The 15,620-nt window shown below is 72.7% G+C and carries 10 protein-coding genes, 1 tRNA gene and 1 pseudogene; 10 read left to right on the top strand and 2 right to left on the bottom strand.

What is annotated here, in order from left to right; genetic code table 11:
• The first annotated feature begins 33 nt into the window (after window positions 1-33).
• The 3 genes from M2266_RS13580 to M2266_RS13570 all read left to right on the top strand — a co-directional run bounded on the left by M2266_RS13580 (window position 34) and on the right by M2266_RS13570 (window position 4,622).
• On the top strand, window positions 34-2,361 hold the full coding sequence (locus M2266_RS13580) for a UvrD-helicase domain-containing protein (protein WP_277438431.1): 2,328 nt from the start codon (window positions 34-36) through the stop codon (window positions 2,359-2,361).
• A gap of 381 nt (window positions 2,362-2,742) precedes the next feature.
• A complete protein-coding gene (locus M2266_RS13575; protein WP_277438430.1) occupies window positions 2,743-4,176 on the top strand; it encodes an NAD-dependent malic enzyme in 1,434 nt (477 codons plus the stop codon).
• A 164-nt stretch (window positions 4,177-4,340) separates the two neighbouring features.
• Window positions 4,341-4,622 (top strand): HU family DNA-binding protein, encoded by a 282-nt coding sequence (locus M2266_RS13570; RefSeq protein ID WP_007264399.1) that lies wholly within the window; start codon window positions 4,341-4,343, stop codon window positions 4,620-4,622.
• Window positions 4,623-4,754: 132 nt separating this feature from the next.
• Here the strand turns inward: M2266_RS13570 and murA are convergent, their stop codons facing one another.
• Window positions 4,755-6,095, bottom strand: coding sequence for a UDP-N-acetylglucosamine 1-carboxyvinyltransferase (gene murA, locus M2266_RS13565; RefSeq protein ID WP_277438429.1), 1,341 nt, complete (start codon window positions 6,093-6,095; stop codon window positions 4,755-4,757).
• A gap of 277 nt (window positions 6,096-6,372) precedes the next feature.
• On the opposite strand from murA, the pseudogene M2266_RS13560 reads away from it, so the two are divergent.
• The 6 genes and pseudogenes from M2266_RS13560 to M2266_RS13535 all read left to right on the top strand — a co-directional run bounded on the left by M2266_RS13560 (window position 6,373) and on the right by M2266_RS13535 (window position 13,861).
• A pseudogene (locus M2266_RS13560) lies at window positions 6,373-6,952 on the top strand (YqgE/AlgH family protein).
• Between the two features lie 11 nt (window positions 6,953-6,963).
• Entirely contained in the window at window positions 6,964-7,251 is a 288-nt protein-coding gene (locus M2266_RS13555) for a DUF3039 domain-containing protein (protein ID WP_277438428.1), read from the top strand.
• Between the two features lie 60 nt (window positions 7,252-7,311).
• The gene (locus M2266_RS13550; RefSeq protein ID WP_277438427.1) at window positions 7,312-8,940 is read left to right on the top strand and encodes a beta-N-acetylhexosaminidase; all 1,629 of its coding nucleotides are present in this window, start codon (window positions 7,312-7,314) and stop codon (window positions 8,938-8,940) included.
• 262 nt (window positions 8,941-9,202) lie between these two features.
• Window positions 9,203-10,096 (top strand): FAD binding domain-containing protein, encoded by an 894-nt coding sequence (locus M2266_RS13545; RefSeq protein WP_277438426.1) that lies wholly within the window; start codon window positions 9,203-9,205, stop codon window positions 10,094-10,096.
• The gene (locus tag M2266_RS13540) at window positions 10,093-11,445 is read left to right on the top strand and encodes a 2Fe-2S iron-sulfur cluster-binding protein (RefSeq protein WP_277438425.1); all 1,353 of its coding nucleotides are present in this window, start codon (window positions 10,093-10,095) and stop codon (window positions 11,443-11,445) included. The genes M2266_RS13545 and M2266_RS13540 overlap by 4 nt, the downstream gene beginning before the upstream one ends.
• A 94-nt stretch (window positions 11,446-11,539) precedes the next feature.
• The gene (locus tag M2266_RS13535) at window positions 11,540-13,861 is read left to right on the top strand and encodes a xanthine dehydrogenase family protein molybdopterin-binding subunit (RefSeq protein ID WP_277438424.1); all 2,322 of its coding nucleotides are present in this window, start codon (window positions 11,540-11,542) and stop codon (window positions 13,859-13,861) included.
• Window positions 13,862-13,938: 77 nt separating this feature from the next.
• Here the strand turns inward: M2266_RS13535 and M2266_RS13530 are convergent.
• A tRNA-Cys gene (locus M2266_RS13530) sits at window positions 13,939-14,010 on the bottom strand.
• Between the two features lie 192 nt (window positions 14,011-14,202).
• Here M2266_RS13530 and M2266_RS13525 point away from each other — a divergent pair.
• The gene (locus tag M2266_RS13525; RefSeq protein WP_277438423.1) at window positions 14,203-15,600 is read left to right on the top strand and encodes an MFS transporter; all 1,398 of its coding nucleotides are present in this window, start codon (window positions 14,203-14,205) and stop codon (window positions 15,598-15,600) included.
• The last annotated feature ends 20 nt before the right edge of the window (window positions 15,601-15,620 follow it).

The raw sequence follows: 15,620 nt of genomic DNA, 5'->3' as shown, positions 1-15,620 counted from the left end.
GCGCTCTCAACGCACAGGAGAAGGGGGTCTTGCGTGGCCGCGCAAACCGCAGCGCCCGGGGGGGTCCGGGACGTGGAGATCGCCGTCGAACAGGCGCACCTGGACCGGGTGTACCGCCGGCTCGAGGAGAAGATCCACGAAGCCGAGTTCCTCATGGATGACGCCGCCAAGCGCGGCCAGGTGGGCACACCCGGCGCGCTCGCCGAGCGCGACGCGCAGGTGTTCCGCGCCGGGCTGCACCTCAACCGGCTGAACGCGGAGTTCGAGGACTTCCTCTTCGGACGGATCGACCTGCTGCAGGGCAAGGACGGGAAGCGTGGCGCCGACGGCGCGTTCACCTCGCTCGAACCGGCGGACGACGCCGTCGTGAACGACGCGGCGCAGATCGCGGAAGTGCTGCACATCGGCCGCATCGGCGTCCTGGACGCCGACTACGCGCCGCTGGTGATCGACTGGCGGGCGCCCGCGGCCGCGCCGTTCTACCGCTCGACCCCGGTCGCCCCCGGACGGGTGGTGCGCCGCCGCGTCATCCGTTCCAAGGGCCGCAGGGTGCTGGGGGTGGAGGACGACCTGCTGCGTCCGGAGCTGGAGACCGGGCTGCCGGTGGTCGGTGACGGCGCGCTGATGGCCGCGCTCGGGCAGGCCCGCAGCCACACGATGCGCGACATCGTGGCGAGCATCCAGGCCGAGCAGGACATGGTGATCAGGGCACCCGCCGCCTCCGTCACGGAGGTCACCGGGGGCCCCGGCACCGGCAAGACGGCGGTGGCGCTGCACCGCGCCGCGTACCTGCTCTACCAGGACCGCCGCCGGTACGCGGGCGGCATCCTGGTCGTCAGCCCGACGCCGCTGCTGGTGGCGTACACGGAAGGCGTCCTGCCGTCGCTCGGCGAGGAGGGCCAGGTCGCGATCCGCGCCGTCGGCTCGCTCGTCGACGGCGTGGAGGCCGACCTGTACGACGAGCCCGCGGTCGCCCGCATCAAGGGCTCGCTGCGCATGATGAAGGTGCTGCGCAACGCGGCCCGCGGCGCCCTGGAGGCCCCGCAGCCGGTCAAGTCCGCTCAGCAGGCCGCCCTCTTCGAGGACGACGAGGAGGACGACACCGCCCCGCAGGTCTCCCGCACCACGCTGCGCGTCGTCGCCTTCGGACGCCGGCTGGAGCTCGGCGAGCAGGAGCTGTCGCAGATCCGGCACAACGTGCTGGGCGGGACCGCCCCCGTGAACCTGCTGCGTCCGCGCGCCCGCAGACTGCTGCTGGACGCGCTGTGGCGGAAGGCCGGGCGCCGCTCCGACGACCAGGAGCTGGCGGCGGAGGAGCGCCAGGGCTTCGACGAGGACATCTCGACGGAGCCGGAGTTCCTGGACTTCCTGCAGGGGTACTGGCCGGTCCTCACCCCGCGCGGGGTGCTGGCGGCGCTGGCCGACGAGAAGCGGCTCGGCCGCTGGGCGCGCCGGGTGCTCACCCCGCCCGAGGTGCGCCGGGTGTCGCGTTCGCTGCGCCGCGACGGCGTGACCGTGCACGACGTGGCGCTGCTCGACGAGTTGGAGACGCTGCTGGGCCCGCCGCCGCGGCCGAAGAAGCGCGACGCCGACCCGCTGGACATGCTGACGGGCCTCGACGAGGTCACCACGTCGGCCGAGCGGATGGGCGGCGGCCGCCGCAACCGGGCGGACCGGCTCGACGAGGAGCGGGCCGAGTACGCGCACGTCATCGTCGACGAGGCGCAGGACTTGACGCCGATGCAGTGGCGGATGGTCGGCCGCCGCGGCAGGACCGCGACCTGGACGATCGTCGGCGACCCGGCGCAGAGTTCCTGGACGGACCCCGACGAGGCCGCCCAGGCGCGCGAGGAGGCGCTCGGCAGCCGGCCGCGCCGCCGCTTCACCCTGACGGTCAACTACCGCAACCCCTCCGAGATCGCCGACCTGGCGGCGAAGGTGCTGAAGCTGGCGATGCCCGGCATGGAGTCGCCGCGCGCGGTGCGCTCCACGGGGCTGGTGCCGCGCTTCACGGTGGCGGACGCCGATCTGGGGGCGGCGGTGCGCGCGGAGGCCGAACTGCTGCTGGCGGACGTGGACGGCACGGTGGGCGTTGTGGTGGCCATGGGCCGCCGCGGACAGGCCCGCAAGTGGCTGGCGGGGCTCGGCGAGCGGGTGGTGGCGCTGGGCAGCCTGGAGGCCAAGGGGCTGGAGTACGACGCGACGATCGTGGTCTCTCCGGCGGAGATCGCCGATGAGTCGCCGGCCGGGCTGCGGGTGCTCTACGTGGCGCTGACCCGCGCCACCCAGCGGCTCACGGTGCTCTCCGGCGAGCGCGACAGCCCGGACGCTTCCGGGGTCCCCGACCTGCTGCGGGACTGACGCGTTCCCCTGACCGTGCCGCGACGAACGACGACGGGCGCCCCTCTCGGAGGGGCGCCCGTCGGACGTTGGTGACACCGACCCGCCATGCTCGCCTCGCGGCAAGTGGGCGCTCGAAGCGCCTAAGGTTGGGCCCGGGGGCTTGGATCGAGCCGGTGCCGTACTCAGGCTAACAAACCGTCCCGTGGGTTGCTTCCCGCATCTGCCGACAACCTGAAATTTGCCGAAGGTCACAGTCCGGGCTTGAAAATCGCGGACGATTCTCGCATGGTGGAAGTCTCTTTCCGTTGCTGGGGCCGCAGTTACGCGTACCGGCCAGTAGGTGCAACGATCGAGCGGCAGAGCGTTGGAACAAGCAGGTAGCGGAAGAAGGTCGGCAGGATGGCAACGGCGCCAAGCGTCTCGTACTCGATCACGGTGCGGCTGGAGGTCCCGGCGAGCGGGACCGCGGTCAGCCAGCTCACCACCGCGGTGGAGTCGTCAGGCGGGTCGGTGACGGGTCTCGACGTGACCGCCTCCGGTCACGAGAAGCTCAGGATCGACGTGACCATCGCGGCCTCGTCCACCGCGCACGGCGACGAGATCGTCGAGAAGCTGCGCGGCATCGACGGGGTCCTCCTCGGCAAGGTCTCCGACCGTACGTTCCTGATGCACCTCGGCGGCAAGATCGAGATGGCGTCCAAGCACCCGATCCGCAACCGTGACGACCTCTCGATGATCTACACCCCGGGCGTGGCCCGCGTGTGCATGGCCATCGCCGAGAACCCCGAGGACGCCCGCCGCCTCACCATCAAGCGCAACAGCGTCGCCGTCGTCACCGACGGCTCCGCCGTGCTCGGCCTCGGCAACATCGGCCCGATGGCGGCTCTGCCGGTCATGGAGGGCAAGGCGGCGCTCTTCAAGCGCTTCGCCGGCATCGACGCGTGGCCGATCTGCCTCGACACCCAGGATCCCGACGAGATCGTGGCGATCGTGAAGGCCATCGCGCCGGGCTTCGCGGGCATCAACCTGGAGGACATCTCCGCGCCGCGCTGCTTCGAGATCGAGGCCCGGCTGCGCGAGATGCTGGACATCCCGGTCTTCCACGACGACCAGCACGGCACCGCCATCGTGGTGCTCGCCTCGCTCGCCAACGCGCTGCGCGTCGTCGGCAAGAACATCGGCGACGTACGGGTCGTCATGTCGGGCGCCGGCGCGGCCGGTACGGCCATCCTCAAGCTGCTGATCGCCGCAGGCGTGAAGCACGCGGTCTCCGCCGACATCCACGGCGTCGTGCACGCGGGACGGCCGGACCTGGTCGACGCCGACCCCGAGTCGCCGCTGCGCTGGATCGCCGACAACACCAACCCGGAGGGCGTCACGGGCACCCTCAAGGAGGCCGTGCGCGGTGCCGACGTCTTCATCGGCGTCTCCGCCCCCAACGTCCTGACCGGCGAGGACGTCGCCGCGATGGCCAAGGGAGCGATCGTCTTCGCGCTCGCCAACCCCGACCCCGAGGTCGACCCGGCAGTGGCCAGGCAGACCGCCGCGGTGGTCGCCACGGGCCGCAGTGACTTCCCCAACCAGATCAACAACGTGCTGGTCTTCCCGGGCGTCTTCCGCGGCCTGCTGGACGCGCAGAGCCGTACGGTGAACACCGAGATGATGCTGGCGGCCGCGTATGCCCTCGCCGATGTCGTCGGCGAGGACGAGCTGAACGCCAACTACATCATTCCCAGCGTTTTCAACGACAAGGTGGCGGGCGCCGTCGCGGGAGCCGTTCGGAACGCGGCGAAGGCGATGGGCGCGGCAACCGAATCGACGGCCACTGTGTGACGACACTGGGTCATCGCAACGCACCCGCGCCGCTTTTTCAGCGACGCGCTCGGGTGCCGGATTGGCTTTCCCCCCATATATGGGGGCAGGATGCAACTCGGGCAGTGAGGCAGCACAGCTTCAAGCTCGCGCCCCCCTGGCATAAAGAACACGGGAGTAAAGATATGAACCGCAGTGAGCTGGTGGCCGCTCTGTCCGAGCGCGCCGAGGTGACCCGTAAGGACGCCGACGCCGTTCTGGCCGCTCTCGCCGAGACCGTCGGCGAGATCGTCGCCAAGGGCGACGAGAAGGTCACCATTCCCGGCTTCCTGACCTTCGAGCGCACCCACCGTGCCGCTCGCACCGCGCGCAACCCGCAGACCGGCGACCCGATCCAGATTCCGGCCGGCTACAGCGTGAAGGTCTCCGCGGGCTCCAAGCTCAAGGAAGCCGCCAAGGGCAAGTAGTCCCGACTGGCAAGGCGAAGGGCGGCCATCTCCCCGGGGAGATGGCCGCCCTTGCTGTCTGTGGGCGTCTGTGGGCGTCCGTACGGGCCCCACGGGTCCGGGCGGGCCCTTGTGGGGCCCGCCCGGGGAGCGCTAGACGCTGACGGGGTTCGGGAGCTCCACGTTGGCTCCCAGTTCCGCGAGCTTCGCCATGAAGTTCTCGTAGCCGCGGTTGATGAGGTCGATCCCGTGCACCCGGGAGGTGCCCTGCGCCGCCAGAGCGGCGATCAGGTACGAGAAGCCGCCGCGGAGGTCCGGGATGACCAGATCGGCGCCCTGCAGCTTGGTGGGGCCGGAGACGACCGCCGAGTGCAGGAAGTTGCGCTGGCCGAATCGGCACGCGGAGCCGCCCAGGCACTCGCGGTACAGCTGGATGTGCGCGCCCATCTGGTTGAGCGCCGAGGTGAAGCCCAGCCGGGACTCGTAGACCGTCTCGTGGACGATCGACAGGCCGGAGGCCTGGGTCAGCGCCACCACGAGCGGCTGCTGCCAGTCGGTCTGGAAGCCCGGGTGAACGTCGGTCTCCAGCGCGATGGCGTTGAGCGGGCCGCCCGGGTGCCAGAAGCGGATGCCCTCGTCGTCGATCTCGAAGGCGCCGCCGACCCGGCGGAAGGTGTTCAGGAACGTCATCATCGACCGCTGGTGGGCCCCGCGGACGTAGATGTTCCCCTCGGTGGCCAGCGCCGCGCTCGCCCAGGAGGCCGCCTCCAGGCGGTCCGGGAGGGCGCGGTGGTTGTAGCCGCCGAGCTTGTCGACACCGGTGATCCGGATCGTGCGGTCGGTGTCCATCGAGATGATCGCGCCCATTTTCTGCAGGACGCAGATCAGGTCCTCGATCTCGGGCTCGACCGCGGCGTTCGACAGCTCGGTGACGCCCTCGGCCAGCACGGCCGTCAGCAGCACCTGCTCGGTCGAGCCGACCGACGGGTACGGCAGCGTGATCTTGCAGCCGCGCAGTCGCTGCGGGGCTTCCAGATACTGCCCGCCGGGCCGCTTCTCGATGGTCGCGCCGAACTGCCGCAGCACGTCGAAGTGGAAGTCGATCGGCCGGCCGCCGATGTCGCAGCCGCCCAGGCCCGGGATGAAGGCGTGCCCGAGGCGGTGCAGCAGCGGGCCGCAGAACAGGATCGGGATCCGGGAGGAGCCGGCGTGCGCGTCGATGTCGGCGACGTTCGCGCTCTCGACGTGCGAGGGGTCGAGCACCAGCTCGCCCGGTTCCTCACCGGCCTGCACCGTCACGCCGTGCAGCTGGAGCAGCCCGCGCACGACGCGGACGTCGCGGATGTCGGGCACGTTGCGCAGTCGGCTCGGCCCGCTGCCGAGGAGGGCGGCCACCATGGCCTTGGGCACGAGGTTCTTCGCGCCGCGGACACGGATCTCGCCTCGGAGCGGGGTTCCGCCATGGACAAGCAGTACGTCGGAAGCGTCGGTCATGGATCTCGCGTTCCTGGAGACAGTCATAAAAGTGGGCGGGGTCCCCGCAGGCACCAGGAAGAAATGGTAATGCGCCTACGGAGGACTCCTGTAAGCCCGGGAGGTGACGGCTCTGTCATGAGTTCGCTACAGCCTCTGCCGCCCTCCCGGTTACCAGTGGGTACAAGGCGTCCCAGGCGTCCGGGACCTCCCACTCGACTGCCCGCACGCTGCGCGATTACGCCGGGGCCGGTCGTTGGCATCCCGTGGAGGCCCGCGATGCGGGATCATGTGGACCATGACGGAGGTCACTTCGCTCACCGGCAGGCTGCTCGTGGCCACGCCCGCTCTGGCGGACCCGAATTTCGACCGTGCGGTGGTACTCCTCCTCGACCACGACGAGGCGGGGTCGCTCGGCGTCGTGCTCAACCGCCCCACGCCGATCGGGGTGGGCGACGTGCTGCAGCCGTGGGCGGTGTTGGCCGGCTCGCCCCCGGTGGTGTTCCAGGGCGGCCCGGTCTCGCTGGACTCCGCGCTGGGGCTGGCCGTGGTGCCCGGCGAGTCCTGGGGACGACGGGGACGACGCCCCGCTGGGCTGGCGGCGGGTGCACGGCGCGATCGGCCTCGTGGACCTGGAGGCGCCGCCGGAACTGCTCGCGGCGGAGCTGGGCTCCCTGCGGATCTTCGCCGGGTACGCCGGGTGGGGCCCCGGCCAGTTGGAGGCCGAACTCGTCGACGGCGCCTGGTACGTCGTGGAGTCGGAACCGGGCGACGTGTCCGCGCCGGACCCGGAACGCCTGTGGCGCTCCGTGCTCAGGAGACAACGCAACGAATTGGCGATGGTGGCCACGTACCCGGACGACCCGTCGCTCAATTAGGCTTGACGGTTATGAGCACTCTTGAGCCCGAACGCGGGGCCGGTACCGGCACCCTCGTCGAGCCGACCCCGCAGGTGTCGCACGGCGATGGCGACCACGAGCGCTTCGCCCACTATGTCCAGAAGGACAAGATCATGGAGAGTGCGCTCTCCGGGTCTCCGGTGGTCGCGCTGTGCGGGAAGGTCTGGGTGCCGGGACGGGACCCGAAGAAGTACCCGGTCTGCCCGATGTGCAAAGAGATCTTCGAGACGATGCCCCTCGGTGGCGGCGGGGACAAGGACAAGAGCGGCAAGAACTGATCCAGGCAGCCGCCTGATTGGTCTATGCCAATTCGGTGCCGGCGGGGCAGGATGTGGGTCATGGACCTCATCCCCGCCCCGCGCCTGGTGACCGACGACCCCGGTGACGACTTCTTCGTCCTCGGACCCGACACGGTGCTGGCCGCCGGGCCGGGCACGGAGCGGGCGGAGCGATGGCTGCGCTCCGAACTGGGCGCGTCCACCGGCCGGCGCCTCGCGCCGGGCGACGGCTCGGAGACCGATGCCATCAGGATCTCCGTCCACGACACGGTCACCCAGGACCTGGGTCCCGAGGGGTACCGCCTTGTGGTCTCGCCGACCGGCGTGCACCTCTACGGCGGCGGCCCCGCGGGCGTCTTCTGGGGCGCGCAGACGCTGCGCCAGCTGCTGGGCCCCGACGCGTTCCGGCGCGCGCCGCTCGCCGGACGCGAGTGGCGGATCCCGTTCTGCCACATCCAGGACGCCCCGCGCTTCGGCTGGCGCGGCCTCATGCTCGACGTCGCCCGGCACTTCCTGCCCAAGGACGCCGTGCTGCGCTACGTCGACCTGATGGCCGCGCACAAGCTCAACGTGCTGCACCTGCACCTCACCGACGACCAGGGCTGGCGCGTGGAGATCAAGCGCTACCCGCGGCTCACCGAGGTCGGCGCCTGGCGCGAGCGGACCAAGGTGGGGCTGCGGGAGTCCCCGCTGTGGGACGAGCGGCCGCACGGCGGGTACTACACGCAGGACGACATCCGCGAGATCGTCTCCTACGCGGCGCAGCGGCAGATCACCGTCGTGCCGGAGATCGACATCCCCGGCCACTCGCAGGCCGCCATCGCGGCCTACCCCGAACTGGGCAACGCCGACGTCGTCGACACCGGCGCGCTCCCCGTGCTGACCAGTTGGGGCGTCAACCCCAACGTGCTCTCTCCCGCGGACGGCACGCTGCGCTTCTACGAGGGCGTCTTCACCGAACTGCTCGACCTGTTCCCGTCCGAGTTCTTCCACGTCGGCGGCGACGAGTGCCCCAAGGAGCAGTGGCGCGCGTCAGCGTCGGCCCAGGAGCGGATCAAGGAGTTGGGGCTCGCCGACGAGGACGAGCTGCAGAGCTGGATCATCCGGCACTTCGACGGCTGGCTCGCGGAACGCGGCCGCAGGCTGATCGGCTGGGACGAGATCCTGGAAGGCGGGTTGGCGCCTGGCGCGGCCGTCTCCTCGTGGCGCGGGTACGAGGGCGGGATCGCCGCCGCGCGGGCCGGGCACGACGTCGTGATGTGCCCGGAGTCGCATGTCTACCTGGACTGGCGGCAGTCGGACCTGGCCGACGAGCCGGTGCCGATCGCACGGGTGCGCACCCTGGAGGACGTCTACCGGTTCGAGCCGGTGCCCGCGGAACTCACCGGGGAAGAGGCCGCGCACGTCATCGGGACCCAGGCCAACGCCTGGACCGAGGTGATGGACTCGGCCAGGGTCGTGGACTACATGGTGTTCCCGAGGCTGGCGGCGGTCGCCGAGGTGGCCTGGTCACGGCTGCCGGCGCCCGCCGAGCGCGACTGGCCGGACTTCGAACGCCGAATGGAGGTCCACTACGCGCGACTTGACGCGCTCGGCGTGGAGTACCGCCCGCCCGGCGGCCCGCTGCCGTGGCAGCGGCGCCCCGGTGTACTCGGACGCCCGATCGACGGACGACCCCCGATCGTGTGAGCAATGCCGCAACATCCGCCGCCACAAGCGCGGGCCTGGCACGGTGGATTGGCGTATCTTCGCAACACCCTCGAAGGGCGCCAATCCCGACACGGGGGTGATACCCGACAGAATGGGGCATCTACTCCCTTGAGGGGCAGGCCCGCACTTCGCGGACCCTCGCGTTGACCACCGCCGAACATGTGCCAGAGTTGCCACGTCCGGGCTGTCAGCACGTACGGTACGGCTACCGCACGGCGGAGAGCCGGGAAGGGGCAGCTGCGTGAGCACGAATGCACAGCAGACGGCACGGAACGTCACGTTGCCGTCCTCGCTCGACGAGGCGGTGGCGGCACTCGCCGCCGCCCCCGGAGCCGTGCCCGTGGCCGGCGGCACCGACCTGATGGCGGCCGTCAACTCCGGGCTGCTGCGCCCGGCGGGACTCGTCGGCCTCGGGCGGATCAGCGAGATCCGCGGCTGGCAGTACGCCGACGGCCACGCACTGCTCGGCGCCGGCCTCACCCACGCCCGGATGAGCCGCCCCGACTTCGCCGCGCTCATCCCCGCGCTCGCCGCCGCCGCCCGCGCGGCGGGACCGCCGCAGATCCGCAACGCGGGCACCCTCGGCGGCAACATCGCCACGGCCGCGCCGACCGGCGACGCACTGCCGGTGCTGACCGCGCTGGAGGCGAGCGTCATCCTGGCCGGCCCCCACGGCAGCCGGGAACTACCGGTCAGCCACCTGCTGACCGACATGGACCCGCTGCGCCCCGGAGAGCTCCTCGCGTTCGTGCGCGTGCCGCTGCTGCACGCGCCGCAGACGTTCCTCAAGGCCACCGGCCGCACCGGCCCCGGCCGGGCGCTGGCATCGGTCGCCGTCGTCCTGGACCCCGCCCGGCGCGGTGTGCGCTGCGCGGTGGGCGCGGTCGCGCCCGTGCCGCTGCGGCCGCTGGAGGCCGAACGCTGGGTCGCGGGACTGATCGACTGGGAGGGCGGACGCCTGCTCGCCCCCGAGGCGTGCACGGCCTTCGGCGAGTACGTCGCCGGAGCGTGCATCCCGGACCCCGTTCCGGGGCCCGACGGGGCCGAGGCCGTCGAGCTGCCGCCCGCCGCCGTACAACTGCGCCGCACCGTGGCGGCGCTGGCCCGCCGAGCGCTCGGGAGGGCCCTGGCATGACCGACCAGCCGCAGCCGCAGCCGGGCACCCCGCTCACCCCCGGCACCTGGCAGCCCGTGCCGGGCGGCGGGGACTACGACCCCGACCAGACCATGCACGTCTCCTTCGCGGCCATGCTGCCGCCGGTGGCCGACGCGGGGGACGCGGCGACCCAGTGGTCGATCCCGCTCGTCGCGGCCGACCCGGTCGAGGAGTCCGGTGAGTACCGGCTGGGAGCCGTGGCGGACGGTCTCACCGCGCCGTGGACCGCCCAGCACTCCGACGAGACGCACTCCCCCCCCGACGTGCCCGCCCCGCGGTCGTTCAGCGCCGGCCAGTTCGGCCAGGGCGCGGCGGCGTCGGCGTCCCGGCCGCCGGCCGACGCCCTCCGGCCCGACCTCGGCGCGCGGGCCGTCGACGAGCGCGGCGGCGAGCCGTATCCGCCGGGTGTGCCCGGTGGATACGAGGGCGGCGCGGACACCCGGCACCGTGACGCGCAGGACCTGGCGGCCCGGCACCCGTACTTCGCCGAGCACCCGCCGTCCACCACCGCCGGCGCGATGCCGCCCTCCGGTGAGACCGGGCAGTGGAGCCTGCCGTTCGTCGCGGAGGACGCGGCGGACGAGTCCGGCGAGTACCCCATGGGCGCGGTGGGGGCGCTCACCGGCGCCGAGACCGTCGCGGTGACCGAGGACGGCCCGGAGTCTTCGGAGATTCCCGCCGGCGGCCCCGACGGCGAACTGATCGAGGCCGCGGCCGACGACGAGGAGCCGGCGCCCGACGAGGAGCACAGTCAGCACCCGCTCGCCTCCTACGTGCTCAGCGTCAACGGCGCCGACCGGCCGGTGACCGACGCCTGGCTGGGGGAGTCCCTGCTGTACGTCCTGCGGGAGCGGCTCGGCCTGGCCGGCGCGAAGGACGGCTGCGAGCAGGGCGAGTGCGGGGCCTGCTCCGTCCAGGTCGACGGCCGGCTCGTGGCCTCGTGCCTGGTGCCGGCCGCGACCGCCGCGGGCAGCGAGGTCCGCACCGTGGAGGGGCTGTCCGGCGACGGGCAGCCGTCCGACGTGCAGCGCGCGCTCGCCGAGTGCGGCGCCGTGCAGTGCGGCTTCTGCGTCCCCGGCCTGGCGATGACCGTCCACGACCTGCTGGAGGGCAACCACAAGCCCACCGAGCTGGAGACCCGCCAGGCGATCTGCGGCAACCTCTGCCGCTGCACCGGCTACCGGGGCGTGCTGGACGCCGTCCAGGATGTCGTGGCCTCCCGTGAGGCCGCCGCGGAGCACACCGAGCACACCGCGCACACCGCCGACGGGGCGCGGATCCCGCACCAGGGCGGCCCGCACGGCAGCCACCAGGGCGGCACCGCGTGACCGGCCGCACGATCCCGGGCCGACGGCCGGAGCCGCGCCGCGCGCGCCCGGCCGGCGCGGGCGAACCCACCGGCAGCAGCGAGAGGTCAGCGGCATGACTGGATCCGACGCGGCCACGGCGGCGCCCGCCCAGGCCGCCCTGACGCCCCCGGCGCCCGAACCGGCGCTCCACGGACTGGGCGTCTCCGTACGGCCGGTGGACACCCTCGCCAAGGCTCAGGGGACGTTCCCCTACGCGGCCGACCTGTGGGCCGAGGGGCTGCTGTGGGCCTCGGTGCTGCGCTCCCCGTACCCGCACGCGCGCATCGTCCGCATCGACACGTCGGAAGCCACCTCGATGCCGGGCGTGCGGGCCGTCGTCACGCACGAGGACGTGCCGGGCGACGCGATGCACGGCCGCCGCGTCGCCGACCGGCCGGTCTTCGCCAAGGACGTCGTCCGGCACCACGGCGAGCCGATCGCCGCCGTCGCCGCCGACCACCCCGACACCGCGCGGCTGGCCGCCGCCGCGATCCTCGTCGAGTACGAGGTGCTGGAGCCGGTCACCGACCCGGAGAAGGCGTTCGCCGCCGAACCGCTGCACCCCGACGGCAACCTCATCCGCCACATCCCGCTGAGCTTCGGCGACCCCGAGGCCGTCGGCGACGTCATCGTCGAGGGCCTGTACCGGATCGGCCGGCAGGACCCGGCGCCCATCGGCGCCGAGGCCGGTCTCGCCGTGCCGCGCCCGGACGGCGGCGTGGAGCTGTACGTGGCCTCCACCGACCCGCACACCGACCGGGACCTGGCCGCCGCCTGCTTCGGCCTGGAGGCCGACCGGGTCAAGGTCGTCGTCACCGGCGTGCCCGGCGCGATGGGCGACCGCGAGGACTCCGGCATCCAGCTGCCGCTCGGGCTGCTCGCGCTGAAGACCGGCTGCCCGGTGAAGTTCGTGGCCACCCGCGAGGAGTCCTTCCTCGGCCACTCCCACCGCCACCCCACCCTGCTGCGCTACCGGCACCACGCCGACACCGAGGGCCGGCTGGTCAAGGTCGAGGCGCAGGTGCTGCTCGACGCGGGCGCCTACGCCGACCACTCCTCGGAGGCGCTGGCCGCCGCCGTGGCGTTCGCCGCCGGCCCGTACGTCGTGCCGCACGTCTTCGTCGAGGGCTGGGCCGTCCGCACCAACAACCCGCCGTCGGGCCACGTGCGCGGCGAGGGCGCGCTCCAGGTCTGCGCCGGGTACGAGGGCCAGATGGACAAGCTCGCGGCGAAACTGGGCCTGGACCCGGCCGAGCTGCGGATGCGGAACGTCATGGCCACCGGCGACCTGCTGCCCACCGGCCAGACCGTCACCTGCCCGGCGCCCGTCGGCGAGCTCCTCAAGGCGGTCCGCGACGCGGACCTGCCGCCGCTGCCCGTCGACGAGGAGGAGTCGCAGTGGCTGCTGCCCGGCGGCCCCGAGGGCGCGGGCGAACCCGGCGCGGTCCGGCGCGGGGTCGGCTACGCGCTCGGCATGGTGCACATGCTCGGCGCGGAGGGCACCGACGAGGTCTCCACCGCGACCGTGCGGATCCATGACGGCCGGGCCACCGTCATCTGCGCCGCCGTCGAGACCGGCCAGGGCTTCACGACGCTCGCCCGGCAGATCGTGCAGGAGGTGCTCGGCGTCGAGGACGTCGGCGTGCTGGCCGCCGACACCGACCAGCCACCGTCCGGTGCGGCCGCCCGCGGCCGGCACACATGGGTGTCCGGCGGCGCGGTCGAGCGGGCTGCCAAGATGGTGCGCACGCAGCTGCTGCAGCCGCTCGCGGCGAAGTTCGGGATGTCCGTCGAACTGCTCACCATCGCCGACGGCAAGATCACCTCGTACGACGGCGTGCTCAGCACGACCGTCGGTGAGGCGCTGGAGGGCAAGGAGCTCTGGGCCACGGCGCAGTGCCGCCCGCACCCCACCGACCGGCTGGACGAGTCCGGCCAGGGCGACGCGTTCGTCGGCCTCGCCTTCTGCGCGGTCCGCGCGGTCGTGGACGTGGACATCGAGCTGGGCTCGGTGCGCGTCGTGGAGATGGCCGTCGCGCAGGACGTCGGCCGGGTGCTGAACCCGCGCCAGGTCGCCGCCCGGATCGAGGCGGGCGTCACCCAGGGCGTCGGCCTGGCGCTCATGGAGGACCTGCGGGCCCCGCGCGGCATCATCAAGCGGCCGAACCTCACCGGCTATTCCCTGCCGACCGCGCTCGACGCCCCGGACGTGCGCATCGTCAAACTCGTCGAGGAGCGCGACGTGCTGGCGCCCTTCGGCGCCAAGGCCGTCAGCGCGGTCCCGGTGGTCGTCTCCCCGGCCGCCGTGGCCGCCGCCGTCCGCGCCGCCACCGGCCGCCCCGTCAGCCGCCTCCCGATCCGCCCCCAGGCGGCGGTCGTCAAGCCGCAGTCCTGACGGACGTCCCCGGACGTCCCCGGACGACGGAAGGGCCCGGCAGCGGTGTGCTGCCGGGCCCTTCGTCTTCCCCACGGAGGCCGTAGCGGGAATCGAACCCACGTGCCTCGCTTTGCAGGCGAGTCCCTAAACCACTCGGGCATACGGCCGTGTTGGTGACGTCACTGACGATAGGCCGCCGCCCCCGGGGGCGGTCAACGGTCCCGGCGGCCCCGCAACAGGACTGCCACACGCCGTTCATGAACGGACGGTGGGCGGTTGGGGGCCTAGGACCATCGGCTGACCGGGAACCCGTCCGCAGGAAGGGGGTGAAGTGGGTCGGCGCCCCTTACTCTTGGCGGGTGACCACGGTAGAAACCCAGAGCAGCGAGCAGACCGGACCGCCGGAACCCCCGGACTCCGACGGCGTTCTCGGGCGGCGCTACCGCGCGCTCACCCTCGGGATCGTCTCCGTGGTGCTGCTGATCGCCTTCGAGGCGAGCGCGGTGAACACCGCGATGCCGGTCGCGGGCCGCGCCCTCGACGGGTTGTCGCTCTACGCCTTCGCGTTCTCCGGGTACTTCACCGCCAGCCTGCTGTCGATGGTGGTCTCGGGGGAGTGGTGCGACCGCAAGGGACCGCTCGCCCCGCTCTTCACCGGCATCGCGGCCTTCGCGGCCGGACTGGTGATCTCGGGCTCCGCGCAGAACATGTGGACGTTCATCGGCGGCCGCGCGGTCCAGGGCCTCGGCGGCGGGCTGGTGATCGTCGCGCTGTACGTCATCGTCGGCCGTGCCTACCCCGAGCGGCTGCGGCCCTCGGTGATGGCCTCGTTCTCCGCCGCCTGGGTGCTTCCGGTGATCGTCGGCCCGGTGGTCGCCGGAGCCGTCACCGAGCACCTGGGCTGGCGCTGGGTCTTCCTGGCCATCCCGGCGCTGGTCCTGCTGCCGCTCGCGGTGATGCTGCCCGCGCTGCGCAACCTGCCGCCGGGTGACAGGACCGCGGCCCTCGACCGGCGACGCATCGTCCTGGCGCTGGCCGTCGCGACGGGCGCGGGCCTGTTGCAGTACGCGGGCCAGGACCTGTCGCCGGTGATGCTCGTACCCGCCGCCGTGGGCGTCGCGCTGCTGGTCCCCGGCGTCCTGCGGCTGCTGCCGCGCGGGACGTTCCGGGCGGCGCGCGGACTGCCCGCCGTGATCCTGCTGCGCGGCGTCGCCGCCGGATCGTTCATCGGCGCGGAGAGCTTCATCCCGCTGATGCTGGTCACCGAGCGCGGCTATTCGGCCACCCTCGCCGGGCTGTCGCTCACCGGCGGTGGCCTGACGTGGGCGCTCGGCTCGTACGTGCAGAGTCGCCCGCGCCTGCAGCCGCACCGCGAGCGGCTGATCCGGGCCGGCATGCTCCTGATGGCCGCGGCCGTCGCGGGCCCGGCCCTCGCGCTCGCCGGGTCCGTCCCCGCGTGGATCGTGCACGTCTCCTGGATCGTCGGCGGCTTCGGCATGGGCCTGGTGATATCCAGCGCGGGCGTCCTGCTCCTGAAGCTCTCCCGCCCCGAGGAGGCCGGCAGCAACTCCGCCTCCCTCCAGGTCTCCGACGCCCTCGGCAACATCGTCCTCGTCGGCGCCTCAGGGGTCCTCTTCACCACCCTGGGCGGCACCACCGGCCACCGCGGCGCGTTCGTGGCGGTCTTCCTGGCGATGGCGGCGGTCGCGCTGGCGGGCGTCGTGGTGGCGGGCCGGCTGACCCCGAAGGCGCCCTGACCGCGTGGTACCGATTGGTA

Source organism: Streptomyces sp. SPB162 (assembly GCF_029504575.1).
In the GTDB taxonomy this organism is placed as follows: Bacteria; Actinomycetota; Actinomycetes; order Streptomycetales; family Streptomycetaceae; genus Actinacidiphila.
The sequence above is the reverse complement of the archived record's forward strand: the minus strand, read 5'-3'. Positions and strand labels throughout refer to the sequence as shown.

Coding starts and splice junctions, on each gene's coding strand:
- M2266_RS13575 (WP_277438430.1), top strand. CDS start 2,743: ATGGCAACGGCGCCAAGCGTCTCGTACTCGATCACGGTGCGGCTGGAG.
- M2266_RS13570 (WP_007264399.1), top strand. CDS start 4,341: ATGAACCGCAGTGAGCTGGTGGCCGCTCTGTCCGAGCGCGCCGAGGTG.
- murA (WP_277438429.1), bottom strand. CDS start 6,095: ATGACCGACGCTTCCGACGTACTGCTTGTCCATGGCGGAACCCCGCTC.
- M2266_RS13555 (WP_277438428.1), top strand. CDS start 6,964: ATGAGCACTCTTGAGCCCGAACGCGGGGCCGGTACCGGCACCCTCGTC.
- M2266_RS13550 (WP_277438427.1), top strand. CDS start 7,312: ATGGACCTCATCCCCGCCCCGCGCCTGGTGACCGACGACCCCGGTGAC.
- M2266_RS13540 (WP_277438425.1), top strand. CDS start 10,093: ATGACCGACCAGCCGCAGCCGCAGCCGGGCACCCCGCTCACCCCCGGC.
- M2266_RS13535 (WP_277438424.1), top strand. CDS start 11,540: ATGACTGGATCCGACGCGGCCACGGCGGCGCCCGCCCAGGCCGCCCTG.